22 protein-coding genes and 1 tRNA gene are annotated in these 24,898 nt (G+C 70.4%); 18 read left to right on the top strand and 5 right to left on the bottom strand.

Annotated elements, in window-relative coordinates; all coding sequences use genetic code 11:
• Nucleotides 1-3: 3 nt before the first annotated feature.
• The 8 genes from FDP22_RS06965 to FDP22_RS24870 all read left to right on the top strand — a co-directional run bounded on the left by FDP22_RS06965 (nt 4) and on the right by FDP22_RS24870 (nt 8,623).
• On the top strand, nt 4-2,061 hold the full coding sequence (locus FDP22_RS06965; RefSeq protein WP_138572407.1) for a response regulator: 2,058 nt from the start codon (nt 4-6) through the stop codon (nt 2,059-2,061).
• Nucleotides 2,062-2,436: 375 nt separating this feature from the next.
• Entirely contained in the window at nt 2,437-3,687 is a 1,251-nt protein-coding gene (locus FDP22_RS06960) for a sarcosine oxidase subunit beta family protein (RefSeq protein WP_138572409.1), read from the top strand.
• 11 nt (nt 3,688-3,698) lie between these two features.
• Nucleotides 3,699-4,037 (top strand): sarcosine oxidase subunit delta, encoded by a 339-nt coding sequence (locus tag FDP22_RS06955; RefSeq protein ID WP_138572411.1) that lies wholly within the window; start codon nt 3,699-3,701, stop codon nt 4,035-4,037.
• Nucleotides 4,034-6,973: a sarcosine oxidase subunit alpha family protein gene (locus FDP22_RS06950; RefSeq protein ID WP_138572413.1), complete on the top strand. Its 2,940-nt coding sequence runs from the start codon at nt 4,034-4,036 to the stop codon at nt 6,971-6,973. Before FDP22_RS06955 ends, FDP22_RS06950 begins: the two co-directional genes overlap by 4 nt.
• Nucleotides 6,966-7,517 carry an aminomethyltransferase family protein gene (locus tag FDP22_RS06945; protein WP_170317614.1) on the top strand — a complete coding sequence of 184 codons (552 nt, stop codon included), beginning with the start codon at nt 6,966-6,968 and terminating at the stop codon, nt 7,515-7,517. Before FDP22_RS06950 ends, FDP22_RS06945 begins: the two co-directional genes overlap by 8 nt.
• A gap of 245 nt (nt 7,518-7,762) precedes the next feature.
• Nucleotides 7,763-8,110, top strand: a complete 348-nt coding sequence (locus FDP22_RS06940; RefSeq protein WP_138572417.1) for a hypothetical protein — start codon at nt 7,763-7,765, stop codon at nt 8,108-8,110.
• Nucleotides 8,111-8,244: 134 nt separating this feature from the next.
• Entirely contained in the window at nt 8,245-8,430 is a 186-nt protein-coding gene (locus FDP22_RS24875; RefSeq protein WP_239031889.1) for a DUF1232 domain-containing protein, read from the top strand.
• Nucleotides 8,411-8,623, top strand: coding sequence for a hypothetical protein (locus FDP22_RS24870; RefSeq protein WP_239031888.1), 213 nt, complete (start codon nt 8,411-8,413; stop codon nt 8,621-8,623). The genes FDP22_RS24875 and FDP22_RS24870 overlap by 20 nt, the downstream gene beginning before the upstream one ends.
• Here FDP22_RS24870 and FDP22_RS06930 read toward each other — a convergent pair.
• The 4 genes from FDP22_RS06930 to FDP22_RS06915 form a co-directional block, all read right to left on the bottom strand.
• On the bottom strand, nt 8,611-9,444 hold the full coding sequence (locus tag FDP22_RS06930) for an amidohydrolase family protein (protein ID WP_138572419.1): 834 nt from the start codon (nt 9,442-9,444) through the stop codon (nt 8,611-8,613). The genes FDP22_RS24870 and FDP22_RS06930 overlap by 13 nt on opposite strands.
• Before the next feature lie 2 nt (nt 9,445-9,446).
• Nucleotides 9,447-10,583 carry a mandelate racemase/muconate lactonizing enzyme family protein gene (locus FDP22_RS06925; protein WP_138572421.1) on the bottom strand — a complete coding sequence of 379 codons (1,137 nt, stop codon included), beginning with the start codon at nt 10,581-10,583 and terminating at the stop codon, nt 9,447-9,449.
• The gene (gene kdgD / locus FDP22_RS06920) at nt 10,580-11,494 is read right to left on the bottom strand and encodes a 5-dehydro-4-deoxyglucarate dehydratase (RefSeq protein ID WP_138572423.1); all 915 of its coding nucleotides are present in this window, start codon (nt 11,492-11,494) and stop codon (nt 10,580-10,582) included. The genes FDP22_RS06925 and kdgD overlap by 4 nt, the downstream gene beginning before the upstream one ends.
• 68 nt (nt 11,495-11,562) lie before the next feature.
• Nucleotides 11,563-12,279, bottom strand: coding sequence for a FadR/GntR family transcriptional regulator (locus FDP22_RS06915; protein ID WP_138572425.1), 717 nt, complete (start codon nt 12,277-12,279; stop codon nt 11,563-11,565).
• Nucleotides 12,280-12,435: 156 nt separating this feature from the next.
• Between FDP22_RS06915 and FDP22_RS06910 the strand changes: the two genes are divergently transcribed.
• From FDP22_RS06910 to FDP22_RS06895, 4 genes are all read left to right on the top strand, one after another.
• Nucleotides 12,436-13,401, top strand: a complete 966-nt coding sequence (locus FDP22_RS06910) for a TRAP transporter substrate-binding protein (protein ID WP_138572427.1) — start codon at nt 12,436-12,438, stop codon at nt 13,399-13,401.
• 105 nt (nt 13,402-13,506) lie between these two features.
• Complete coding sequence (locus FDP22_RS06905) at nt 13,507-13,995, top strand: TRAP transporter small permease (RefSeq protein WP_138572429.1); 489 nt, start codon at nt 13,507-13,509, stop codon at nt 13,993-13,995.
• A gap of 4 nt (nt 13,996-13,999) precedes the next feature.
• A complete protein-coding gene (locus FDP22_RS06900) occupies nt 14,000-15,280 on the top strand; it encodes a TRAP transporter large permease (protein WP_138572431.1) in 1,281 nt (426 codons plus the stop codon).
• Nucleotides 15,281-15,293: 13 nt separating this feature from the next.
• Nucleotides 15,294-16,085, top strand: coding sequence for an NAD-dependent epimerase/dehydratase family protein (locus FDP22_RS06895; RefSeq protein ID WP_138572433.1), 792 nt, complete (start codon nt 15,294-15,296; stop codon nt 16,083-16,085).
• Nucleotides 16,086-16,314: 229 nt separating this feature from the next.
• Here FDP22_RS06895 and FDP22_RS06890 read toward each other — a convergent pair whose 3' ends face one another.
• Nucleotides 16,315-16,605 carry a YggT family protein gene (locus tag FDP22_RS06890; RefSeq protein WP_138572435.1) on the bottom strand — a complete coding sequence of 97 codons (291 nt, stop codon included), beginning with the start codon at nt 16,603-16,605 and terminating at the stop codon, nt 16,315-16,317.
• A 197-nt stretch (nt 16,606-16,802) separates the two neighbouring features.
• On the opposite strand from FDP22_RS06890, the gene pncA reads away from it, so the two are divergent.
• The 6 genes from pncA to FDP22_RS06860 all read left to right on the top strand — a co-directional run bounded on the left by pncA (nt 16,803) and on the right by FDP22_RS06860 (nt 24,792).
• A complete protein-coding gene (gene pncA, locus FDP22_RS06885; RefSeq protein ID WP_138572437.1) occupies nt 16,803-17,399 on the top strand; it encodes a bifunctional nicotinamidase/pyrazinamidase in 597 nt (198 codons plus the stop codon).
• A gap of 68 nt (nt 17,400-17,467) precedes the next feature.
• On the top strand, nt 17,468-18,757 hold the full coding sequence (gene pncB, locus FDP22_RS06880; protein ID WP_138572439.1) for a nicotinate phosphoribosyltransferase: 1,290 nt from the start codon (nt 17,468-17,470) through the stop codon (nt 18,755-18,757).
• A gap of 453 nt (nt 18,758-19,210) precedes the next feature.
• A complete protein-coding gene (locus FDP22_RS06875; RefSeq protein ID WP_138572441.1) occupies nt 19,211-20,332 on the top strand; it encodes an efflux RND transporter periplasmic adaptor subunit in 1,122 nt (373 codons plus the stop codon).
• A gap of 98 nt (nt 20,333-20,430) precedes the next feature.
• Complete coding sequence (locus tag FDP22_RS06870; protein WP_138572621.1) at nt 20,431-23,553, top strand: efflux RND transporter permease subunit; 3,123 nt, start codon at nt 20,431-20,433, stop codon at nt 23,551-23,553.
• Between the two features lie 61 nt (nt 23,554-23,614).
• Nucleotides 23,615-23,689, top strand: a tRNA-Thr gene (locus FDP22_RS06865).
• Nucleotides 23,690-23,886: 197 nt separating this feature from the next.
• Nucleotides 23,887-24,792, top strand: a complete 906-nt coding sequence (locus FDP22_RS06860) for a tyrosine-type recombinase/integrase (protein ID WP_239031887.1) — start codon at nt 23,887-23,889, stop codon at nt 24,790-24,792.
• Nucleotides 24,793-24,898: the final 106 nt, after the last annotated feature.

Here is a 24,898-nt window from a genome sequence, read left to right as displayed (position 1 = left end):
TTCGTGCCGGAAACCGTCTCCGCCATGCTGAGCGCGATCCTCGACCTCACGGATGACGCCATTCTCGTGATCGACCCGCCCACGCGGACGGTGCGGTTCTCCAGCCCGCGCGCGATCGAGCTGATCGGGCCCGTTCTGCTGGGCGACAGCGTGCCGGTGTCGCAGGTGTTCGCGAACGACGAGGCCCAGTTCGACGACTTCCTCAGGCTGGCGAGGTCGGTGACGGACCCGATCATCTCGCAGGTTCTGCTCCTGCCCGGCAGAGAGGTGGTGACCGTCAAGGGCCGGCGCATGACGGCATCGGACGATACCTCCAGGGTGCTCCTGCTGCTCGAACGCGAAGCGGAACTGTCGCACCGCTTCCGGCTCATCTCCGAGAGGATCCTGGCGCTGCGAACGGAAGTCGGGCGCCGCGTTCTGGCGGAAAAGCGGCTCTCCTCGAACATACATGCCCTGCGGCGCGCGCTGGGGGCCATCCGCAACATCGCCTCCATCGACGTGTCGACGGACACCTATCTGCAGGAGGCCGTCACGCTGATCGCGCGCGATCTCGAGACGCATGGCGCGCTGCTCGTCCTGGACGAGCTCGGCCGGCTTCACGTGGGGGCGGCCACCGGCCGGTTCGGCGGCATCCTCGCGCCGAAGCAGACGCTGAACCTGTCCCACGCGGATTTCACCCGCACCTGGGCCAGGGACCCGAAGCTGGCCCGGGACCTGCTGTGGACTTCGCTCACGCATGCGAGCGGCGGCGCGCTGGACCCCGCGGGCACGCTGGCCATTCCCGTGTCGGTCTCCGGCGCGATCAGGGGCGTGCTGATCTGCGTGCCGAACGCCGAGGCCGCGCCGGGCGGGGTCACCCAGGCCGAGGGTGACATCGTGGCCGAAGTGCTCGGCAACCTGATCGCGCGCGCCGAAACGGAGGCGCGGTTGATCCATGCGCAGAAGCTGCAGGCCGTCGGGCAGCTTACGGGCGGGATCGCGCATGATTTCAACAACATCCTCGCGGTGGTCCTGGGGAATGCGGAGATCCTGCTGGAGGAGATCACCGGCCCGAGGCTGGAACTGGCGGAGGAGATCCAGGATGCGGCGATACGTGGCGCGACGCTCACCTCGCGCCTGCTGGCCTTCGCCCGCAAGCAGCCGCTGAAGCCGGAAACCACCGACATCAACGCCCTGCTGCGCGAGATCGACCCCCTGCTGCGGCGGACCATCCGCGAGGACATCGACCTCGAACTGGTCAGCGGCGGCGGGCTCTGGCCCGGGCGGCTGGACAAGAGCCAGTTCGAGAACGCCGTGCTGAACCTGGTGGCCAACGCCCGCGACGCCATGCCGGAGGGTGGCAAGCTGACGGTCGAGACCGCCAATGTCAGGCTCGACGCCGATTACGCCGCGCAGCACGAGGAGGTGCGGCCGGGGCAATACGTGATGGTCGCGGTGAGCGACAACGGCACCGGCATGGTGCCCGAGGTCGCGCAGGAGGCCTGCACCCCCTTCTTCACCACCAAGGCCGTGGGAGAGGGCAGCGGGCTCGGCCTCAGCATGGTGTTCGGCTTCGTCAAACAGTCCGAAGGCCATCTGAAGATCTATTCGGAACCGGGCCTCGGCACCACGGTCAAGATGTACTTCCCGCGTGACCTCTCCGGAAACCCTGTCCCGGCGCCGCGGCGCCCCGACAGGGCGGAAAGCGACACGCCGCGCAAGGGGCGCATCCTGGTGACGGAAGATGACCCCGGTGTGCTGAAATATGTCGAACGCAGCCTGACCAAGCTCGGCTATCTCGTGGACGCCGTCACCACGGGGGATGACGCCGCCAGGCTGATGGCGCGCAACACCTATGACGTTCTGCTGACCGATGTCGTGCTGCCCGGCACGATGAACGGGGCCAGGCTCGCAGCCATCGCGAAGGGCATCGCGCCGCGCATGCCGGTGCTCTTCATGTCGGGCTATTCGGAGAACGTGATCGTCCACCACGGCAGCCTGGACCAGGGGGTCGAGTTCATCTCGAAGCCGTTCACGCGCGACCAGCTTGCATCGCGGATCGCGGCCCTGATCCGCGCCTGAAGCCGCGTCGCTCGGCCGCCGGCCCGGCGGCGTGCCGCCTTCGGGCAGGCCATGCGGACGGCCCCGGCGCGAGCGCGGCTCACGAGGGGCGGCGCATCCGGGTCTGGCGCGCCGGTCGAGGATGGCCAGCCGGAAGCCGGCGGCGACCGTACCCCCCGGGGGGACGGGCGCGGCGGCAAGCCTCCCGGCGGCGCCCGTTCCGCGCGGCCGGTGCGGGCCGTCCGCCGCTCACGCAGTGGTTTTGCCTGCCGCAACCCGCTCCGCCGCGCAGCCGCCACCGCCTTCGCGCCTGCGCCGCAGAGGCGCCCCGCTCAGCGGGGTTGCGACAAACCCCCGGGCGTGGTTCAAATTTCCCCAGCGAAGGGGAAGTCACGCATGCGCTATTCGGGCCTGTCGATCCTCAGGAACGCCCTGTCGGGGCAGAAGAACTGGGCGCCGGCCTGGCGTGAGCCGGCGCCGAAGCCGCAGTATGACGTGATCATCATCGGCGGCGGGGGGCACGGGCTCGCCACCGCCTGGTATCTCGCGCGCAACCACGGCATCACCAATGTCGCGGTGCTGGAGCGCGGCTATCTCGGCTCCGGCAACTCCGGGCGCAACACCACCATCGTGCGCGCGAACTACCACATCGCCGGGAACGAGCCCTTCTACGCCCATTCGCTGAAGCTCTGGGAGGGGCTGGAGCAGGACCTCAACTACAACGTGATGATGTCCCAGCGCGGGGTGCTGAACCTGTGCCATTCCGACGGCCAGTTCGACTTCTACGCCCGGCGCGGCAACGCCATGCGCCTGCACGGCGAGGACGCGGAACTGCTGGACCGCGAGGCGGTGCGCGCCCATGCCCCCTTCCTGAACTTCCGCGACGAGCGCTTCCCCATCCGCGGCGGGCTGCTGCAGCCGCGCGGCGGCACCGCCCGGCATGACGCGGTGGTCTGGGGTTATGCCCGCGCCGCCGACAGCCGGGGCGTGGACCTGATCCAGAACTGCGAGGTGACCGGCTTTCGCATCGAGAACGGCCGGGTGCGCGGAGTGGAGACCACGCGGGGCTACATCGGCGCGGGCAAGGTCGGGATGGCGGTGGCCGGGCGCACCAGTCAGGTGGCGCAGATGGCCGGGCTGCGCCTGCCCATCGAGAGCCAGGTGCTGCAGGCCTTCGTCACCGAGGGGCTGAAGCCGGTGTTGCCCGGCGTCATCACCTACGGAATGGGGCATTTCTACATCTCCCAGTCCGACAAGGGCGGGCTGGTGTTCGGCGGCGACATCGACTTCTACAATTCCTATGCCGCGCGCGGGAACCTGCCGATGGTCGAGCACGTGATGGAGGCCGGCATGGCGATGATGCCGATGATCGGCCGCGCCCGGGTGCTGCGCTCCTGGGGCGGGATCGCGGACATGACCATGGACGGCTCGCCGATCATCGACCGCACGCCGGTCGACGGGCTCTTCCTCGACGGCGGCTGGTGCTACGGCGGATTCAAGGCCACGCCCGCCTCCGGCTGGGCCTTCGCGCACCTGCTCGCCACGGGCGAGAGCCACGAGACCGCCCGCGCCTTCCGCCTCGACCGTTTCGCCACCGGCCATGTCCTCGACGAAGAGGGCACCGGGGCGCAGCCGAACCGCCACTGAGGAGACGACGGATGCGCATCCCCTGCCCCCTTTGCGGCGCGCGCGACCTGCGCGAGTTCACCCCCTGGGGCGATGCCGCGCTGATGCACCGGCCGGGCTTCGAGGCCGGGCCGGAGGCCGCGCATGCCTACCTGCACCTGCGTGAGAACCCCGCCGGCCCGCACCGCGAGCTGTGGTATCACGAGCTCGGCTGCGCCGCCTGGCTCATCGTCACCCGCAACACGCTCACCCATGAGGTGCTGGGCGCCAGCCTCGCCATGGACGACCGGACCGGCGGAGCGTCTCCTGCGGGAGATTACGCCCCGGGGAGCCCGGCCGGCGACAGTCAGGCCAGCGGGGGCCGGACATGAGCCGGCTTGCCTCCGGCGGGCTGGTGGACCGCTCGCGCCGGCTTTCCTTCACCTTCGACGGGCGCAGCCTAACCGGCCACCCGGGCGACACGCTCGCCTCCGCCCTGCTGGCGAACGGCGTGCGGCTGGTGGGGCGCTCCTTCAAGTATCACCGGCCGCGGGGCATCTTCTCCGCCGGGTCGGAGGAGCCGAACGCGCTGATGGAAATCGGCGTGGGCGCCCGGCGCACGCCCAACACCCGCGCCACCCGGGTGATGCTCACCGACGGGCTGGTGGCGCGCAGCCAGAACGCCTGGCCCTCCCCCGCCTTCGACCTGATGGCGGTGAACGACCTCGCCGCCCCGCTGCTGGGCGCGGGCTTCTACTACAAGACCTTCATGTGGCCGAAGAGCTTCTGGGAAAAGGTCTACGAGCCGCTCATCCGCCGCGCCGCGGGGCTGGGCCGCCTCTCCGTGCAGGACGACCCGGATGTCTACGACCAGGCCTTCGCCCATGCCGACCTGCTGGTGATCGGCGCGGGCCCCGCCGGGCTGATGGCCGCACTCGAGGCAGGCGAGGCAGGCGCGCGGGTGATCCTCGCGGACGAGGATTTCACCTTCGGCGGGCGGCTGAACGCCGAGACCGCCCCGCTGGCCGGCGCCGCACCGCATGCCTGGGCGGCGCACACGGTGGCCCGGCTCTCGGCCATGCCCAATGTCACGCTGATGCCGCGCACCACCGTCTTCGGCGCCTATGACGGCGGCATGTACGGCGCGGTGCAGGAGGTGGCGGGCCACCTCGCCGCCCCGCCCGAGGGCTGCCCGCGCGAGACGCACTGGCGCATCGCCGCGAAGGCCGCGGTGCTCTGCGCCGGGGCGATTGAGCGGCCCGTCGCCTTTCCGGGGAACGACCGGCCGGGGGTGATGCTGGCCTCCGCCCTGCGCGCCTACATCACCCGCTTCGGCGTGGCGCCGGGCCAGCGCATCGCGGTGTTCACCAACAACGACGACGGCTGGCGCACCGCGCAGGCTGTGGAGGCGGCGGGCCTCACCCTCGCCGCGCTGATCGACAGCCGCGAGGGCGTCACCCCGCCGCCGCTCTCCGGCCGGGTGATCACCAGCGCGGTGGTGACCGGAACCTCCGGCCGGCGCGGGCTGACCGGCGTCAGCGTGCGCCACGACGGCCGGAGCGAGGACATCGCGGCGGACTGCCTCGCCGTCTCCGGCGGCTGGAACCCGACGCTGCACCTCACCGCCCATCTCGGCGGCCGGCCGGAGTGGGACGCGGGCCTCGCCGCCTTCATGCCCTCCGCCACCCATGTGCCCGGGCTGCGCTTGGCCGGGGCGGCCGCCGGGGCCTTCACCACGGCCGGGGCGCTCTCCGGCGGGCAGGCGGCGGCGGCGGAGGCGCTCACCACGCTGGGCATCACCCCGCCAGGCCTGCCGCTGCCCGAGGCGGAAGACGATGCCCCCCGTCTCACCCCCCTCTGGCTGGTGCCGGCGCGCGGCCGCGCCTGGGTGGACCTGCAGAACGACGTGACCACCAAGGACATCGCCACCGCGCGGGACGAGGCCTTCGGCGCGCCGGAGCACCTAAAGCGCTACACCACGCTGGGCATGGCCACCGACCAGGGCAAAACCTCCAACGTGCTGGCGCTCGGCGTGCTGGGCGCGCTCACCGGGCAGGGGCCGGAGGAGGTGGGCACCACCACCTTCCGCCCGCCCTACACGCCGGTCTCCATCGCCGCGCTGGCCGGGCGACATGCCCGCGGCGCCTTCCAGCCGATGCGCAAGGCGCCCTCCAACGCGCTGGCCCGCGCGCGGGGCGCGCCGATGATCGAGGCCAGACTGTGGAAGCGCGCCGCCTGGTTCCCGCAGCCCGGCGACAGCTCCTGGCGCGATGCCTGCGACCGCGAGGTGCGCTTCGTGCGCGAGGCGGTGGGGGTGTCCGATGTCTCCACCCTGGGCAAGATCGAGATCACCGGCCCCGATGCCGCCGCCCTGCTGGACCGGGTCTATACCGGCACTTTCTCCACCCTCGCCCCCGGCCGGGTGCGCTACGGGGTGATGCTGCGCGAGGACGGGTTCGTCTTCGACGACGGCACCACCGCCTGCCTCGGCCCCGGGCATTACGTGATGACCACCACCACGGCGAACGCGGGCCCGGTGCTGCGCCACCTGGAGTTCTGCCTGCAGGTGCTCTGGCCCGAGCTCGACGCGGTCTGCGCCTCGGTGACGGAAGGATGGGCGCAGTTCGCCGTGGCGGGGCCGAAGGGCCGCGCGCTGCTGGAGAAGGTGATCGCCGAGGATGTCTCCGACGCCGCCTTCCCCTTCATGGCCTGCGGGGCGGTGAGCGTGGCGGGCGTGCCGGGGCGGCTGTTCCGCATCTCCTTCTCCGGCGAGCGGGCCTGGGAGATCGCGGTGCCCTCCGGTTACGGTGACGCGCTGGCGCGCCTGCTGGCGGCGGAGGCCGAGGCGCTCGGCGGCGGGCTCTACGGCATGGAGGCGCTGAACGTGCTGCGCATCGAGAAGGGCCACGTGACCGGAGCGGAGCTGCACGGCCGTACCACGGCCTTCGATTGCGGTTTCGCGAAAATGATGTCCTCGAAGAAGGATTACGTGGGCCGCGCCGGCGCCGCCCGGCCGGGGCTGAACGGGCCGGAGCGCGCCCAGCTCGTGGGCGTGAAGCCGGTGGACCGGGCCGCGAAGCTGCTCGCCGGCGCGAAGTTCCTCAACCCCGGCGCGGAGGCCGTGGCGGCGGAGGAGCAGGGCGACCTCACTTCAGTCTGCCATTCGCCCACTCTGGGGCACATGATCGGACTGGGCTTCGTGGTGAACGGCCGCGCCCGGCATGGCGAGGTGATCCGCATGGTCGACCTGCTGCGCGGCGCCGACACGGAGGTTGAGATCTGCGCGCCGCATTTCGTGGATCCGGAGGGGGAGAGACTGCGTGGCTGACCTGCGACACCTGAGCCCCCTCGGCCCCGGCTTTGCCGCGCTTCAGGCCGGCCGCTGCACGCTCGCCGAGCGGCCATGGCGGGCGAAAACCGGGCTGCGCCCGTTCCGCGGCCGGGCGGCGGCACTCTCCGAGGTGCTGGGCGCGCCCCTGCCCGTGCCGCAGGGCCGGGCGGAGACGGCGCAGGCCACCCTGCTCTGGGCCGGGCGCGGCGCCTGGCTGGCACTGGGGGCGGAGGCCGGCGCCCTCGCCCCGCGCCTGCACGGCCTCGCCGGCGTGACCGACGAGACCGACGCCTGGGCCGAGCTGCTGCTCACCGGCCCGGACGCGGAAGCGGTGCTGGCCCGGCTCTGCCCGCTCGATGCGCGCGGCCTCGGCCCGGCCGCCTCCGCCCCCACCGAGCTTGCCCATTCCCGCGCGCTCCTCACCCGGGAGGGGGCGGGATTCGGCCTCCTGCTGCCCCGCTCCTCCGCCGCCTGGACCGTGCACGAGATCGGCGCCGCCATGCGCAGCATCGCCGCACAGCAGGGCCTCACCCCCGGCTGAGGCGCCGGACCGGGGCAGGATGCCGCGCCCCTCTTGCGGCCCCGGCCGAAGAAATGCTGCGGCTGCACAATGACTTGGCGCGCACCATTGTGCGACTGTTCACAATTTTATCCAATATTCCTTGGCATCCGGCGCATGGCCGCTATTCGGGATTGGCGATTTTCGCGGCGCGCGTCCCGCCCCATATCGCAGTGCACAAGAGGCGGGAAGCGTGCCGCCACCCCTCAGACCCGAAAGTGATTGCGATGAAAACCATGATCCTCGCCGCCCTGCTGGGCGCAACCGCTTCCGTGGCCGCCCAGGCGGACACGCTCACCCTTGCCACCCCGATGAGCGGTGGCACCCTGCATGCCGGCGCCGTCGACATGTCGGTGTACTGGCTGCCGGCCGCCGACGATACGCTCGAGGTGGTCGCCTATTACACCGAGCGCGGGGACGATGCCGCCCCACGCCTGCTGCAGATGCGCCTCGGCGCGGACGACCGCGTGGTCTTCGGCCTGCCGGGCCAGCCGGGCACCGCCTACAGCTTCCAGCGCAACGACGGCGCGCTGCATGTCACCTCGGCGCCGGTGCAGTCCGGGCTGACGAACTGAGGCCGCCGCCCCGGGGTGCCGCACCCCGGCGGAAAGGCCCGAAGGGAGAGCCTGCCGCGTGTCCCTCCGCGGCAGGCTCTTTTGCATGCCGGGCGCGGATTGCGCCGGCGCCGACGAGCTGCGAAACTGGCGGCATGATGAGGCGACTCACAGCCTGGGCGAAGGCGCTCAGGCGCGACGTGGTCGCGCTGTGGATCGCCGCGCGCGATGCCCGCACGCCGCTGGCCGCGAAGCTGCTGGCCGCTGCCGTGGCCGCCTGTGCGCTGAGCCCGGTGGACCTGATCCCCGATTTCATTCCCGGTGCCGGGCTGGTTCGATGACCTGCTCATGGTGCCGCTGGGCATCGCGCTGGCCGTCCGGCTGGTGCCGCCGGCGCTGATGGCGGAGTTTCGCCGGGCGGCGGAGGCACGCGGCGGCCGCCCGCGGGCGCGGGCCGCCGCCGTGGTGATCGTGGTGCTCTGGCTGGTGCTGGCCGGGCTGCTGGCGCGCGCCCTCTGGCCTCAGAACCCGTAGAGCGCGGCCGGCGTGTCCACCAGCATGCGGTTGCGGGTGGTCTCGTCGGGCACCCAGTCCAGCATGAGGTCGAGCAGGCGGGCATCATCGGGCGCGGTGCCCGGCTTCACCCCCACGTGCGGCCAGTTCGAACCCCAGAGCAGCCGGTCCGGCACCGCCTCGACGATGCGCGCCGCCATGGCGCCGACGTCCGACCAGTCCGCCAGCTTCGAGGTCTCGTAACCGGCGCAGAGCTTGGCCCAGGTGTCCTCGCGCTTCAGCACCCGCAGGAAGGCGTCCATCGCCGGGCTGTCGGGCGCCACCGGCTCGAGGAACTTGCCCACGTGGTCGAGGATGAAGGGCACCGGCAGGGCGGTCAGCGCCGCCTCGTGGCGCTCGAAGTCGCGGCCGTCGAACTGCACCATCAGGTGCCAGCCGAAGGGCTTCACCTTCTCGGCCACGGCCTGCGCCACGTCGAGCCGGGCGGCCCCGCCGAGATCCATGATCCGCGCGCCGCGGGCGCCGCGCTCATGCCAGCGGGCGAGCTCGGCCTCGGTGGTCTCCGGCGTCACGGCCACCACGCCGCGGGCGATGTCGCCGAACTCCTCCAGCGCGCGCAGGGTGCAGGTGTTGTCGCCCTGGAAGGCGTTGGACTGGGTGACGATGACCCGCTCCAGCCCGAGCCGGGCCATCAGCTGGCGGTAGTCCTCCGGCGTGGCCGGTTCCGGCACCGGCGGGCCGCCGGGCGCGGAGGGCACGCCGGGGTAGTAGATGTGGATATGGCAGTCGGTGGCGCCCGGGGGCGCCTTCAGCTTCGGCGCCGGGCCGTCGGTGGTGCGCATGCTCAGGCCTCCATCGCGAAACGGGCAAGGGCGTCACGGTCGATCTCGATGCCGAGGCCGGGGCCGTCGGGCACCTTCACGATGCCGCCCGTATGGGTGATCGGCGTCTTCAGCACCGCCATGCGGAAGGGGTTCGGGGTCTGGTCGAACTCCAGCATCGGCTGGCGCGGCTCGTGGCGCGAGGGGTAATCCGGCAGGATGGCGAGGTACTGAAGCCCCGCCGCCACCGCCACGCCGGTGCCCCAGCAATGGGGAATGACCCGGATGGAGGCGGCCGAGGCCATGTCGGAGACCTTCTTCGCCTCCGAGAGCCCGCCCATGCCGCAGACATCGGGTTGCAGGATGTCGACCACCCGCGCCGCGATGGCGCGTGCGAAGCCCCAGCGGGTGTGCCAGGTCTCGCCGCCCGCCACGGGGATGGGCTGGCCCGCGCGCAGCGCCTTGTAGCCGTCGAAATCCTCCGGCACCACCGGCTCCTCGAACCAGCCGATGTCGCACTCGGCCACGGCGCGGGCGAGCTTCAGCGCCTCGATCGCGTCATAGCCGTGGTTCGCGTCGATCATGAAGCCGATGTCGGGGCCGATGGCCGCGCGCACGGCGTGGATCGCCTCGATGTCCTCGGCAACATCATAGCCGATCTTGATCTTCACCGCGCCGAAGCCTTCGGCGACGTAACCTGCGGTCTCCTCGGCCAGATAGGCCGGGCGGCCGGGCTTCAACCGGCGGAACCCGCCGGTGGCATAGGCCGGCACCTCGGTACGGAAGGCGCCGCCGAGCAGCGCGTGGCAGGGCACGCCGAAGCGTTTGCCCGCAATGTCCCACAGCGCGATGTCGATGCCCGACAGCGCGGTGACCGTGAGCCCGGTCTGCCCCTGGTCGCGAAAGGCGTTGTAGAGGCCGAGCCAGAGCGGCTCGATCCGCCCCGCCTCCTGCCCGATCAGCAACGGCCGCATGGCACGGACCATCGCCGCGTTCGGCCGCGCCGGGCCGAGGCATTCGCCCCAGCCCGTCGTGCCGTCCTCGCAGGTGATCTCCACCAGGCAATGCTGCCTGCGGTCGAACTGCCCCGTCGCGCTCTGGAACGGGGCGTCCAGCGCAGCGTCGAGCAGGTGGACCGAGACCTCGGCTATCCGGCTCATGCGTGTTCCAGCACGTACCGGTTGATGACGGGGCGGAACATCTCCAGCTCCTCCTCGGTGAGGTTGGTGAGCGGCGGGCGCACCGGGCCCGGGTCACGACCGATCAGCTTCAGCCCGGCCTTGATGATCGACACCGCATAGCCCGGCGAGCGGTCGCGGATGGCGGCGAACGGGTAGAAGAAGCCCTTCAGGATCTCCTCCATCTTCGCGTTGTCCCCGGCGCGCAGCGCGGCGTAGAAGCTCAGCGCCAGCTCCGGCGCGAAGTTGTAGATGGCGGAGGAATAGGTGGTCACGCCAGCGCCGTTATAGGCCTGGGCGAAGAGCTCGTGCGTGGGCATGCCGCCGATGTAGGTCAGCCGGTCACCGATCGTGCAGGTGATGTGGCGCACGGTGTGGATATCGCCCGAGCCGTCCTTGAAACCGATCAGGTTCGGGCAGGCGTCGCAGAGCTTCGCCAGCGTGTCGGCCTTCAGCTGGGCATTGTCGCGGTTGTAGACGATGACGCCGATCTTCACCGCGTCGCACACCGCCTTCACGTGGTCGAAAAGGCCCTGCTGGTTGGCGAAGATCAGGTAATGCGGCAGCAGCAGGATGGCGTCGGCGCCCGCGGCCTCGGCGGCTTGGGCGATGTCGATGGCGAGCCGGTGTCCGTAGCCGCAGCCGGAGATGATCGGCATGTCGCCGGCGACCGATTTCGCGATCTTCACCGCCTCGACCACCTCGGAGGGCGCGAGCGAGTGGAACTCGCCGGTTCCGCCGGCCACGAACAGCGCCGCTGCATTGTACTGCGACAGCCATTCCACATGGGTCGCGAGGCCCTTGCCGTCCATGGTGAGGTCGGCGTGGAACGGGGTGACGGGAAACGACAGCAGGCCGCTGCCGATGCGGGTTTTCAGATCATTGAGGGACACGGGCGCATTTCCTCCTGGCCGGGTATTTCCGGCGAGCATAAGTCATATGATGACTTAGTCAAGAGACATCATCGCACGCTGCGCAGCAGGGCCTCGTAACGCTTCAGGGCGCCGCGCAGATGGGTGCGCATGGTGCTGCGGGCACGGTCCGTGTCGCCGGCGGCGATCGCGTCGACGATGGCCATGTGCTCAGCCTGGATGCGTTCCAGATAGCCCTCCGGCACGGTGCTGGAGATCTGCGAGCGCGGAATGGTGCGCTGGCCGAGGAACTGCAGGAATTCCGGGAACAGCGGGTTGTTCGTCGCCTCCATGATGGTGAGGTGGAAGGCGAAGTCGGCGGCCTCGGCCCGCTCGCCGCGCAGCACGGCGCGGTCGATCTCCGCGCAGGATTCGCGAATGCGGGCCTGCTGCGCCGGGGAGGCGCGTTCGGCCGCCAGCCCGGCGGCCTCGATCTCCGCTGCGGTGCGCAATTCGAGGATTTCGATGATCGAGGACAGCCGGTCGAGGCTGCCGCGCAGCATCTCCAGCCCCGGCGGCGGTGCCGGCCGGTCCAGCACGAACACGCCGACGCCGTGCCGCGGCTCCACCAGCCCATCGGCGCGCAGCCCGGAAATCGCCTCTCGAATCACCGTTCGCGACACGCCGAATTCCGCGATCAGCCCCTGTTCGGTCGGCAGCCTGTCGCCCGGGCGGAGCACGCCGGTCTCGATTCGGTCCCGCAGGATCCCCGTCACCTTCTGGGTGAGGTTCTCGCGCGGGCGGCGCGCCCCGACAGTGGTTTTCATGAAGGTTTCCCCATTCCTGACATCTCGCGGACCATAGGATGTCCTCATCCAGGCTTCAATTGCGCCACATTGACAGGTCATCATACCACACATAGTATGACTGCAACATCAAACAGCGGCCCAAGGCCGTGTCGACCTACCGGGAGGAAGTCACCAATGCTCAAATTCGTCGCCCCCCTCTGCGCACTGGCCCTGACGGCCACGAGCGCCGCTGCCGAATGGCGCGGCTGGAACATCCACGTGCCCGACTATCCGGTGTCGCTGGGCATGGACAAGTTCGGCGAGCTGCTGGACGAGCGCACCGAGGGCCGCATCACCGCGCGCACCTATCATTCCGGCATCCTCGGCGACCAGCCGGACGCCATCGAGCAGGTGCGCCTCGGCGGCATCGACTTCGCGGTGTTCAACCTCGGGCCCATGGGGCCGATCGTGGAGGCGACCAACGTCGTCTCGCTGCCCTTCATCTTCAAGGACCTCGACCACATGCACCGCGTGATGGACGGGCCGATCGGCGAGGAGATCTCGGCGGCGATGGAACAGGAAGGCCTGGTGGCGCTGGCCTGGTACGACAGCGGCTCGCGCTCCTTCTACAACACCAAGCATCCGATCCTGGAGCCGCAGGACCTCACCGGCATGAAGATGCGCGTGATGAACAACGAGCTGTTCGTCGGCATGGTCGAGGCGCTCGGCGGCAACGCCACGCCGATGGCCTTCGGCGAGGTCTACCAGTCACTCAAGACCGGCGTGGTGGACGGGGCGGAGAACAACTGGCCCTCCTACGAATCGACCAACCACTACGAGGTTGCCGGCTACTACTCGGCCACCAACCACCTCATCATCCCCGAGTGCCTGTGCATCAACGCCGACCTGTACAACGGCCTTTCCGCCGAGGACCAGGAGATCGTGAAGCAGGCCGCGCGCGAGAGCGCCACGCTGCAGCGCCAGCTCTGGGCCGAGCGTTCCGCCGAAAGCCAGAAGAAGGTCGAGGCCGCGGGCGTGAAGTTCAACGAGGTTACCGACAAGGCCGCCTTCCAGAAGGCGATGGAGCCGGTCTACGCCAGGTTCCTCGAGGAGCATCCGAGCCTCGAGACGCTGATCGACGAGATCAAGGCCACCGACTGACACGCCCCCGGGCGGGCAGGCGCTGCGGCCCCTGCCCGCCCGGTTCGGCCCTCCCGGCCCCGGAGCGCGGGGAGGTCCCCCCGTCCCCAACTGCCGGAACATCCCATGCAGCGCTCTGCCCTCGATCGTCTTCTCGACGGCCTCTCCACCCTCGTGCTCTGGATTGCCGGGGCCGGTCTCGTGCTCCTCATCGTCATCTTCGGCTGGCTGGTGTGGGGGCGCTACGTGATGAACTCCACGCCCACATGGGTGGAGCAGCTCGCGCTGCTGCTGGTGGTGTTCATCAGCTTCCTCGGCGCCGCCGTCGTCGTGCATGACGAGGGGCACCTGAGCGTGGACTTCTTCCGCGACGCGCTGCCGCCGCGCGGCCAGCTCTGGGTGTCGGTGTTCAACGACGTGGTGCTGGCGCTGTTCTCGCTCAGCATGGCCTGGTTCACCTGGAAGCTGGTGCTGTTCAAGTGGCGCGCCAAGATCCCGCTGCTGGGCTGGCCCGAGGGGCTGCGCAGCCTGCCCCTGGTCATCTGCGGCGTGCTTGTCGTGCTGTTCTGCGGTGCGCGCATCCTGCGCCGCCTCCGCACCCCGACGGGAGAATAATCCGATGGGTCTCGCCCTGCTGCTCGGCATCTTCGCCATTCTCGTGGTCACCGGCGTTCCGGTGGCCTTCGCCCTCGGCATCGCCGCGATGTCGACCTTCGCCTACGAAGGCCTGCCGATGATGATCGGCTTCCAGCGCATCGTCTCCGGCGTGTCGGTGTTCAGCCTGCTGGCCATTCCCTTCTTCGTCTTTGCGGGCGAGCTGATGCTGCACGGCGGCATCGCCAGCCGGCTGGTGAAGGTGGCCTTCGCGGCCGTCGGCCATATCCGCGGCGGGCTGGGGCAGGTGAACGTCTTCGCCTCCATGCTGTTCGGCGGCATCTCCGGCTCGGCGGTGGCCGATGTCTCCGCGCTCGGCTCCATCCTCATCCCCACGATGAAGGAGAAGGGCTATGACAGCGACTACGCGGTGAACGTCACCGTCACCTCCTCCATCGCCGGCATCATGATCCCGCCCAGCCACAACATGATCCTCTACGCGGTGGCGGCGGGCGGCGGCATCTCGGTGTCCAAGCTCTTCGTCGCCGGCATCGTGCCGGGCGTCATCATGTGCCTGTGCCTCGCCGTGGCCGCCTATCTGGTGGCGCGCAGGCGAGGCTACCCCTCCGAGCCCTTCCCCGGCGGCATGGTGCTGCTGACCAGCTTCGTCGCCGCCCTGCCCGGGCTGCTGACGGCGGTGATCATCGTGGGCGGCGTGCTCTCCGGCGTGGTCACGGTGACGGAATCCGGCGCCATGGGGGTGATCTGGGCCATTCTGGTGACACTGTTCGTCTACCGGTCGCTCTCCTGGGAGGGGTTCCGCACCGCGGTGATGAACTCCGTGCGCACCACCGCCATGGTGATGGTGCTGGTGGGCTGCGCGACCGCCTTCGCCTATCTCCTCGCGCTCTACCGGGTGCCGGAGGTGCTGGCAGACGCGCTCACCTCCATCTCCTCGAACCCGATCGTGATCATGCTGATCCTGAACCTTATGCTGCTGGTGCTGGGCATGATCATGGACATGGCGGCGCTGATCCTCATCTGCACCCCGATCTTCCTGCCGGTGGTCACCGGCTTCGGCATGGACCCGATCCAGTTCGGCATGGTGCTGATGATGAACCTCGGGCTGGGCCTGTGCACGCCGCCCGTGGGCGCCTGCCTGTTCATCGGCTGCGTGATCGGGCAGGAGAAGATCGAACGCGTGGTGCTCACCATCTGGCCGTTCTACGCGGCCATTCTCGTGGCGCTTGCCGTCACCACTTTCATCCCGGCGGTCTCCCTGACGCTGCCGGGCCTCATGGACTGAAGAAGGAAGCCACATGACCCGCATCCTCATCACCGGTGCTGCCGGCGGCGTCGGCGCGATGCTGCGCGAGGCGCTTCAGGGCTACGCGCCGCTGCGCCTGTCCGACCTTTCCGAAATGGCTCCGGCCCGCGACGGCGAGGAGGTCGTGCGCTGCGACCTCGCCGACCGCGCGGCGGTGGACGCCCTCGTGCAGGGGTGCGGTTACATCGTGCATCTCGGCGGCATGTCGGTGGAGAACACCTGGGACGTGATCGAGCAGTCGAACCTGCGGGGCGCGTTCAACATCTTCGACGCGGCCCGGCGGCTGGGCCCGGCGCGCGTGCTCTTCGCCTCCTCCAACCACGCCATCGGCTTCCACACCCGCGAGACCCTGCTCGACGGCGATGCGGAGCTGCGCCCGGACAGCCTCTACGGCCTGTCCAAGGCGATGGGCGAGACCATGGCCCGCTACTACTGGGACAAGTTCGGCATCGAGAGCGTCTCCGTGCGCATCGGCTCGTGCTTCCCCAAGCCGCGGGACCGGCGCATGCTCTCCACCTGGCTGGCGCCGGAGGATTTCGTGAGCCTGGTCAAGCGCATCCATGAGGCGCCCCGCGTGGGCTGCTCCATGGTCTACGGCGCCTCGGCGAATCGCGACATGTGGTGGGACAATTCCCATGCCGCCTTCCTGGGCTGGGTGCCGGAGCACTCCTCCGAACAGTTCCGCGCCGAGGTGGAGGCGGCGGACCCGCCGCGTGCCCATGATGACCCCGCGGTCATCTACCAGGGTGGGATCTGGCCCGTCGCACCGCATACCGGCGAGTGAGATCCCGGGCCGCCGCGCAGGGCCTCTCGCGCGGCGCGCCCCTCCCCCGTCCGCCTGACGGCAGGGCCCGGGCCGGCCCCGAGGCACTGGGCCCTTCGCAGGCACCCTGCCCCTCTCGACCTCGGCCTGCCCGCCCCGGGATCGGCGCCTCCCGCGGCCGGCCTGCGCCGCGACCGGGACGGTCTCGCAGCCTCCTCCCGGACAGCCTCTCCCGCCTGCTCCGCGCAGGTCACAGCAGGCGCGCGGCCCCGGCCAGCAGGAACATCGCCTGCACCCCCAGCACGAAGAACAGCGTGGCCACCGGCGCGAGATCCACCCGCCCGTGCCCCGGCAGAACCCTGCGCAGCGGCCGGTAGAGCGGGTCCAGCATGCCGCTCAGCCCGTTCCAGGCGCCGCGCACCGACGGCCGTTCGTAGTTCAGAACCCGCACCCGCAGCAGCAGCCCCATCACCAGATGAACGAGGATCAGCAGCCAGAGCGCGCTCAGCATGTGATAGACCAGCACCACGACTGTCGTCATGCCCTCCCCTTCCCCGCTCACCCCGATGTCGCACCGCCCGCAGGATCGCAGACACCGGTTAAGCGGCGGTAAGCCTTCGGCGGGGTTGACGCCGCCGCCGCGCGGGCCTTTGCTTGGCCCTCCCCCCGTCCGGGGCCGGCGCCCGCGCGCGCACCGGCCCGGGCGGGCCACAGCGCGTGAGAGAAGAGGCCCCCGAGATGCACGACACCGCCCTGCTGATGATCGACATCCAGACCGATTTCTGCCCCGGGGGCGCGCTGGCCGTGGCCGGCGGAGACGAGGTGGTGCCGCTGGTCAACCGCCTGCAGGACGCCTACCCCGTCCGCGTGCTCACGCAGGACTGGCACCCGGCCGGGCACTCCTCTTTCGCCGCCAGCCACCCCGGGGCGGAGCCCTTCTCGCTGGTGGAGATGTCCTACGGCCCGCAGGTGCTCTGGCCCACCCATTGCGTGCAGGGCACGGCGGGGGCCGAATTCCACCCGGACCTGCGCCGCGACGCCGACCTCGTTCTGCGCAAGGGCTTCCGGCCGGGCATCGACAGCTACTCCGCCTTCTTCGAGAACGACCATGAAACCCCCACCGGGCTGGGCGGCTACCTGCGGGAACGCGGGGTGGAGGCGGTGGCGCTCTGCGGGCTGGCGACGGACTTCTGCGTGAAGTTCTCCGCGCTGGACGCCATCCGCCTGGGCTTCGGCGTCACCCTGCTGGCGGAGGCCTGCCGGGGCATCGACATGGCGGGCTCCGTGGCGGCTGCGATGGCCGAACTGCGCGCGGCGGGGGTGGTCGTCGCCTGACGATAGCCGCTGGACAAGCCCGTCCTTCCCTGTTCTAGAGCGGCTGATACTGTCCGGGAACCCGTGCCATGACCGACATCGCCACGCGTGTCTACAACCACAACTGGAAGATCGACCCGATCGTCCGCTCGTTGCTGGACACGGATTTCTACAAGCTGCTCATGGCCCAGAGCATCTTCCGCAACCACCCGGACGTGCGGGTGCGCTTCAGCCTGATCAACCGTTCCGACACCGTGCCCATGGCCCGGCTGGTGGACGAGAGCGAGCTGCGCGACCAGCTCGACCACCTGCGCTCCCTGCGCCTGTCGCGCGGCGAGAGCACCTACCTGCGTGGCAACACCTTCTACGGCATCCGTTCCATGTTCGGGCCGGACTTCATGGAATGGCTGGAGAACCTGCAGCTGCCCGAATACCAGCTGGAACGCCGGGGCGACCAGTACGAGCTCACCTTCGAGGGCTCCTGGGCCGAGGCCATGCTGTGGGAGATCCCGGCGCTGGCGGTGATGATGGAGCTGCGCTCGCGCGCCGTGCTGCGCACCATGGGCAAGTTCGAGTTGCAGGTGCTCTACGCACGGGCCATGGCGCGGGTGTGGGAGAAGATCCAGCGCCTGCAGCCCCACCAGATGCGCATCGCCGATTTCGGCACCCGCCGCCGCCACTCCTTCCTGTGGCAGGACTGGTGCGTGCAGGCCATGCGCGAGGGGCTGGGCCCGCGCTTCACCGGCACCTCCAACGTGCTCATCGCCATGCGCGCGGAGGTGGAGGCGATCGGCACCAACGCGCATGAACTCCCGATGGTCTATTCGGCGCTGGCCACCGATGACGCCGCGCTGGCCGAGGCCCCCTACAAGGTGATGGCCGACTGGCAGCGCGACTATGACGGCAACCTGCGCATCATCCTGCCCGACACCTACGGCACCGAGGGCTTCTTCGCCCGCGCGCCGGAGTGGCTGGCGCACTGGACCGGCGTGCGCATCGACAGCGGAGACCCGCTCACCGCCGCCGAAACCGCCATCGCCTGGTGGAAGCGCATGGGCCAGGACCCGCGCGACAAGCTCATCATCTTCTCCGACGGGCTGGACGTGGACAAGATCGTGATGCTGGACGCGAAGCTGCGCGACCGGGTGCGGGTGAGCTTCGGCTGGGGCACGCTGCTGACCAACGACTTCCGCGGCCTCGCGCCGGACGGTGCGCTGGACCCGTTCAGCCTGGTGTGCAAGGCGGTTTCGGCCAACGACCGGCCCACCGTGAAGCTCTCCGACAATCCCAACAAGGCGATGGGCCCGGCCGGGGAGATCGCCCGCTACAAGCGTGTGTTCGGGGTCGGCCGGCAGGTGGCGCAGCCCGTCGTCGTCTGAAGCCGAGGCCCGGCCGGGCACGACGCGGATCCCGCGCGGCGAAGACGACCCGCGGATGCCGGTGGACACCGCCCGGCGCTCCTGCGCCCGGCCGCAGGGGCGGGGCGGCACGGTAGCCGCGTCACCTGCCCCGGACCGGGCCACGGCTTCATCCGCAGCCCGGCTCCGGCCCCGCCGGACACCCCTCATGACGGCGCGCTGACGCGGGCCGCGAGCTTCCCCGCCACCGTGCCGCCGCCCGGCTGACCGGCCGGGCACCGGCATCAGGCCCGGTCCGCGTCTCCTTCGTGCCACGCCGCGGCACGAATTGCGCTGCACTGCCGCAGCCGCCATCACGGCGCTTGCGCAGAATCCCCGGCAGGGGGATATTTTTCACGCGCAGCGCAGATTTCCGCGACGGGTCCTCCCGCAGCGGACGTACTGTCCGTGAAGCGGGAGCAGGGAGAGCACCGGATGGGCATGGTCCGACAGGCCATCATATCGATCGTCGTGCTTGGCGCGGCCGGCGCGGGCATTGCCGCGTTCAGCCCGGACGCGCGCGACCTGCTCGCCCGCGTCGGCATCGACACCTCTCCGCTCGCGCTCACCGCCACGCAGGAGCCCGCCGCCACCGGCCGGGCGGACCGCGCGGTGGGCGTGATCACCGCCACGGCCGAGACCGCCCGCGCCGCCACGCGCCTGCGCCTCATCGGCTCGGGCCGGGCGCTGCGCAGCGTCACGCTGTTCGCCCGCTCCACCGGCGAGGTGGAGGAACTGGGCTTCACCTCCGGCGAGAAGGTCGCCCGGGGCACCATCCTCGCGCGGCTGGACAGCGATGCCGAGGAGATCGCCGTGGATCGGGCCAAGGTGGCCGAGGCCGAGGCGGATGCCGCCTTCGAGCGCCTGACCGCGCTCGCCGCCCGCCGCATCGCAACCCAGGTCGACCTCGACGAGGCCGACCGCACCCGCCAGCGCGCCCAGCTTGACCTGCGCACCGCCGAACTGGCGCTGGAGCGCCGGCTGGTGCGCGCGCCCTTCGACGGCGTGGTGGGCCTCTCGGAGGTGGACGTGGGCGACCTGATCGGCGCCGACACCGCCATCGCCGTGCTCGACGACCGCTCGAAGCTGGAGATCGACCTCTACGCGCCGGAACGTTTCGCGGCGCTGATCGGGCTGGGGCAGACGCTCATCGCCACCACCCCCGCCACCCCGGGCGCGGTATTCAACGGCACCGTCACCGCCATCGACAGCCAGGTCGACAGCGAGAGCCGCACCCTGCGCCTGCGCGCGGCCATCGACAATTCCGACGACATGCTGCGCCCCGGCTTCTCCTTCAACGTGGTGATGTCCTTCCCCGGGGAATCGCACGTGGCGGTGCCGGCGCTGGCGGTGCAGTGGCGCGCGGACGGGCCCTTCGTCTGGACGGTGACCGATGGCAAGGCGGCGCAGGTCTCCGTGGAGGTGCTGGAGCGCGAGGATGACCGGGTGCTGCTCTCCGGCATCGACGCCGGCCAGGTGGTGGTGACCGAGGGCGTGCAGAAACTGCGGCCGGGGAGCACCGTCACCGAAGTGACGACGCCCCCGGACGCCGGCTGAGCGGGCGCCGGGAGATGGCCCCCCCCCGCACCGGGACGGACGCGGACGCCGCTGCCCGCGCGGACGCCGAAGCCGCCGCCCGCGCCCTGCCCCCGGGCATGGACGACGGCGCCGCCGCCTTCACCGCCACCTTCGTGAAGCGCCCGGTGCTCGCCATCGTGGTGAACCTGCTCATCGTGGTGGCCGGGCTGGCCGCGCTCTGGGGCGCGGAGATCCGCGAGTTGCCGGACGTGGACCGCCCGGTGATCACCGTCACCACCACCTATGACGGCGCCGCCCCCGAGACCATCGACGCCGAGGTGACCGACGAAATCGAGGGCGCCGCCACCCGGGTGGCGGGGGTGAAGTCCATCGCCTCCAGCTCCAGCTTCGGCCGCAGCCGGGTGACGGTGGAATTCACCGACGACACCGACCTCAACGTGGCCGCGAACGACCTGCGCGACGCGATCAGCCGCATCGAACGCGACCTGCCGGACGAGATCGACGACCCGCGCATCGTGAAGGCGGATGCGAACGCCTCCGCGGTGATGCGCGTCGCCGTCACCTCCGACCGGCTGGAGATCCAGGACCTCACCCGGCTGGTGGAGGACGAGGTGGTCGACACGCTCGCGGCCATCGACGGCGTGGCCGACGTGCAGGTCTACGGCGACCGCGAGGCGATCCTGCGCGTGGACATCGACCAGGCCGCCCTGGCCGGGCGCAGGCTCACCATCGCCGATATCGCCGGCCTGCTCTCTGCCGTCTCCGGCGAGAGCCCGGCCGGCACCATCACCTCCGACACGCAGGAAATCGTGGTGCGTGCCAATTCCGGCCTCACCACACCGGAAGAATACGCCGCCCTGATGCTGGACGCCCACACCCGGCTGGGCGACGTGGCGAAGGTGAGCTTCGGCCCCGACGTGAACGAGGCCATCCTGCGCGCCAACGGCCAGACCGGCGTGGGCATGGGCATCATCCGGCAGGCACAGTCCAACACGCTCAACATCTCGCGCGACGTGCACGCGGCGGTGGAGCGCATGCGCGACATCCTTCCCGAAGGCACCGACATCCGGGTGACCAGCGACGACGCCACCTTCATCCGCGGCTCCATCAAGGAGGTGGTGGGCGCGCTGCTGCTGGCCACGGTGATCGTGATCGGGGTGATCCTGCTGTTCCTGCGCTCGCTGCGCGCGGTGCTGATCCCGGCGGTCACCATGCCGGTGGCGCTGATCGGCACCTTCGGGGGCATCTACCTCGCCGGCTTCTCCATCAACATCCTCTCCATGCTGGCACTCGTGCTCGCCACCGGCATGGTGGTGGACGATGCCATCGTGGTGCTGGAGAACGTGATGCGCCGCCGCGCGCTCGGCCTCGGGCCCCGGGCCGCGGCGCTGGTGGGCGTGCGGGAGGTGTTCTTCGCCGTCATCTCCACCACGGCCACGCTGGCGGCGGTGTTCATCCCGATCTCCTTCCTGCCGGGCACCGCGGGCGGGCTGTTCCGCGAGTTCGGCTTCGTGCTGGCCATCTCGGTGGTGATCTCCTCCGTCGTCACGCTCACGCTCTGCCCGATGATCGCGGCCCGGGTGCTGCCGGCCCCGGCCGAGACCGAGGCCGCCCGCCGCGGCCTGCTTGGCCGGGTGTTCGAGAGCCTCGGCGCCGGGCTGCAGGGGCTTTACGCCCGCATCCTGCACGCCGCGCTGGACGCGCCGCTGGTGGCCATCACCATCGCGGTGGTGTTCTCGCTGGGCGCCGGCCTGGCCTTCCGGCAGATCCCGCAGGAGCTGACCCCGCCGGAGGACCGCTCGGTGCTGCTGTTCTCGGTGAGCACGCCGCAGGGCGTCAGCCTCGCCTACACCGCGAAGCAGATGCGGATGATCGAGGACATCGCCACCCCCTACCTGCAGAGCGGCGAGGCGCTGAACCTCTTCGCCATCGCCGGGCGCGGCGCGGTGAACCGCGGCTTCATGGTGCTCACCCTCGCCCCCTGGGAGGACCGGAACCGCTCGCAGCAGCAGATCGCCGACGAGATCAACACCCGCATGGGCGCCCTGCCCGGCGCGCGCGCCTTCGCCATCCAGCCGAACTCGCTGGGCATCCGCGGCGGCGGCGAGGGGCTGCAGTTCGCGGTGGCGGGGGCGAGCTACGACAAGCTCGCCTATGCCGCCAGCCAGCTCATGGACCGCATGCAGGAGGACGGGCGCTTCGGCAACATCCGCCTGAGCTTCGACCTCACCCAGCCGCAGCTCACCGTGAAAGTGGACCGCGAGCGCGCCTCCGACCTCGGCATCGATGTGACCGGCCTCGCCAACGCCATGCAGGCGCTGCTGGACGGGCGGGAGGTGGGCACCGTCTACCTGCCGGACCGTACGGCGCCCATCAAGCTGCTCTCCACCGGCACCCCGGTGGACGACCCGACGGACCTGGAGAACATCTTCCTGCGCACCGCCTCGGGCAAGATCGTGCCGATGTCCTCCATCGCCACGCTCACCGAGGCCGCCGCCCCCGCGGACCTGCGCCGCGAGGACAAGCTGCGCTCCGTGCCGGTGACCGCCAGCCTCGGCGGCTCGCTCGCGCTGCAGGACGCCTACCGCGAGGTGCAGCGCCTCGCCGAGGGGCTGATGCCGCCGGGCGCGCGCATCATCCCGCTGGCCGAGGCCGCCACGGTGGGCGAGACCTCGCAGGGCCTCGTGATGACCTTCGCGGTGGCGATCATCGTGGTGCTGCTGGTGCTGGCGGCACAGTTCGAGAGCTTCATCTCGGCGCTGATCATCCTGCTCACCGTGCCGCTGGGCCTGGCCTGCGCGGTGTTCGCCATCCTGTTCACCGGCGGGTCGCTGAACGTCTACAGCCAGATCGGGCTGGTGATGCTGGTGGGGGTGATGGCCAAGAACGGCATCCTGATCGTGGAATTCGCCAACCAGCTGCGCGAGCGCGGCCTGGGCCTGCGCGCGGCCATCGAGACCGCGAGCCTCATCCGCCTGCGCCCGGTGGCGATGACCGCCATCTCCACCGTCCTGGGTGGCGCGCCGCTGGTGGTGGCCAGCGGCGCCGGCGCCGAGGCTCGCATCGCGCTGGGATGGGTGGTGGTGGGCGGCCTTGGCCTGGCCACGCTCGCCACGCTGTTCCTCACCCCGGTGTGCTACCTGCTGCTGGCGCGGTTCTCCTCCCCGCGGCGGGACGAGGACGCAAGGCTGGAGGCCGAAATCGCCCGGGCCCGGGTGCTCGGCCACCCTGCGGAATAGTCCCGCCCGGCGCGCCAACCGGCTTGAGCTTGCCGTCAGGTGTGCTAATCAGCGCAGAAGGGCCGGATTAGCACAGTGGTAGTGCAGCGGTTTTGTAAACCGAAGGTCGGGGGTTCGAATCCCTCATCCGGCACCAGCCCCGTTCCATAGTGAGCGCCCTGACGCTCAAAAGTGAGCAAAACAAGGGCCTTGGCCTGCCACGCACCTCAGGATGCTTGCCCGCGTGCCCATTTTGGCCCACGACTTTACCCACAATTTACACACGTGGGGAAAATGGCCAGCATCGCGAAACTCAGCGCAAACCGGTTCCGGGCTCAGGTTGCCCGGAAGGGTGTGCGGAAATCTCAGGTCTTCGCGAGTCGCCAGGCGGCGAAGGACTGGGCCGCCCGGCAGGAATATCTGATCCTCAACTCCGAAGGTATCGCCTCACAGGCCCCGTTCGGCGACCTGCTCGACCGCTACGCGCGCGAGGTGACCGTCTCCAAGCGCGGGGCCCGCGTGGAAATCCTCCGGATCAACCGCATGCGGCGGGACGACATTGCCTGGCTGAAGGTGGCCGATCTCCGCCCGGCGGATTTCGCCGCCTGGCGCGACCGGCGCCTGAAGGACGTGGGCCCGGCATCGGTCATCCGCGAGATGCAGACCATGTCCTCCGCCATCAACGTGGCCATCAAGGAATGGGGGCTGCTCAGCACCAACCCCCTGACGGACGTACGGCGCCCCGCGGCCCCACCGGCAAGGGACCGCCTGCCAACCGCCGCCGAAATGGAGCGGCTTGCGCTCTCCGCTGGAGACGACCTGCAGCACGCCACGGCCCGCGCCTATCATGCCTGGCTGTTCGCGCTGGAAACGGCGATGCGGGCCGGGGAGATCTGCGGGCTGACCTGGGACCGGGTGGACCTCACCCGCCGCACCGTGCATCTGGAGATCACCAAGAACGGCCGCTCGCGCCAGGTGCCCCTGTCATCCGAAGCCGCACGGCTGCTCGAAGCCCTGCCGAAGGCAGACCCGGTCTTCGGCCTGACACCCCGCAGCCTGGACGCGCTGTGGCGCAAGCTGCGGAGCCGTGCCGGAGTAGAGGGCCTCACCTTCCACGACAGCCGCCACGCGGCAATCACGCGGCTGGCGGCGAAGCTGGACGTTCTGGCGCTCGCCCGGATGGTCGGGCATCGCGACCTCAAGATGTTGCAGGTGTACTACAACGAGAGCGCCGAGGATCTCGCGAAGCGGCTGGGCTAGGGATCTGAAGCGGCGATTTTCTGCCGTTCGCGACGTCATACATGGGCGTCGGCGAAGCGCAGAAAGCGGACGTATTAGGCGGGCCCGCCCCGCTCTAACCGTCAGG

The organism is Paroceanicella profunda, assembly GCF_005887635.2.
Lineage (GTDB): Bacteria > Pseudomonadota > Alphaproteobacteria > Rhodobacterales > Rhodobacteraceae > Paroceanicella > Paroceanicella profunda.
Note: the sequence above shows the minus strand (reverse complement) of the source record. Positions and strands in the feature narration are given on the sequence as shown.

Bases quoted from the DNA above. Each gene is read 5' to 3' on its own strand.
- FDP22_RS06930 (WP_138572419.1), bottom strand. From the start codon at position 9,444: ATGCGCACCACCGACGGCCCGGCGCCGAAGCTGAAGGCGCCCCCGGGC.
- pncB (WP_138572439.1), top strand. From the start codon at position 17,468: ATGACCGACATCGCCACGCGTGTCTACAACCACAACTGGAAGATCGAC.
- FDP22_RS06925 (WP_138572421.1), bottom strand. From the start codon at position 10,583: ATGAGCCGGATAGCCGAGGTCTCGGTCCACCTGCTCGACGCTGCGCTG.
- FDP22_RS06950 (WP_138572413.1), top strand. From the start codon at position 4,034: ATGAGCCGGCTTGCCTCCGGCGGGCTGGTGGACCGCTCGCGCCGGCTT.
- FDP22_RS06940 (WP_138572417.1), top strand. From the start codon at position 7,763: ATGAAAACCATGATCCTCGCCGCCCTGCTGGGCGCAACCGCTTCCGTG.
- pncA (WP_138572437.1), top strand. From the start codon at position 16,803: ATGCACGACACCGCCCTGCTGATGATCGACATCCAGACCGATTTCTGC.
- FDP22_RS06870 (WP_138572621.1), top strand. From the start codon at position 20,431: ATGGACGACGGCGCCGCCGCCTTCACCGCCACCTTCGTGAAGCGCCCG.
- FDP22_RS06875 (WP_138572441.1), top strand. From the start codon at position 19,211: ATGGGCATGGTCCGACAGGCCATCATATCGATCGTCGTGCTTGGCGCG.
- FDP22_RS06960 (WP_138572409.1), top strand. From the start codon at position 2,437: ATGCGCTATTCGGGCCTGTCGATCCTCAGGAACGCCCTGTCGGGGCAG.
- FDP22_RS06905 (WP_138572429.1), top strand. From the start codon at position 13,507: ATGCAGCGCTCTGCCCTCGATCGTCTTCTCGACGGCCTCTCCACCCTC.
- FDP22_RS24875 (WP_239031889.1), top strand. From the start codon at position 8,245: ATGATGAGGCGACTCACAGCCTGGGCGAAGGCGCTCAGGCGCGACGTG.
- FDP22_RS06890 (WP_138572435.1), bottom strand. From the start codon at position 16,605: ATGACGACAGTCGTGGTGCTGGTCTATCACATGCTGAGCGCGCTCTGG.
- FDP22_RS06915 (WP_138572425.1), bottom strand. From the start codon at position 12,279: ATGAAAACCACTGTCGGGGCGCGCCGCCCGCGCGAGAACCTCACCCAG.
- FDP22_RS06900 (WP_138572431.1), top strand. From the start codon at position 14,000: ATGGGTCTCGCCCTGCTGCTCGGCATCTTCGCCATTCTCGTGGTCACC.
- FDP22_RS06910 (WP_138572427.1), top strand. From the start codon at position 12,436: ATGCTCAAATTCGTCGCCCCCCTCTGCGCACTGGCCCTGACGGCCACG.
- FDP22_RS06895 (WP_138572433.1), top strand. From the start codon at position 15,294: ATGACCCGCATCCTCATCACCGGTGCTGCCGGCGGCGTCGGCGCGATG.
- FDP22_RS06955 (WP_138572411.1), top strand. From the start codon at position 3,699: ATGCGCATCCCCTGCCCCCTTTGCGGCGCGCGCGACCTGCGCGAGTTC.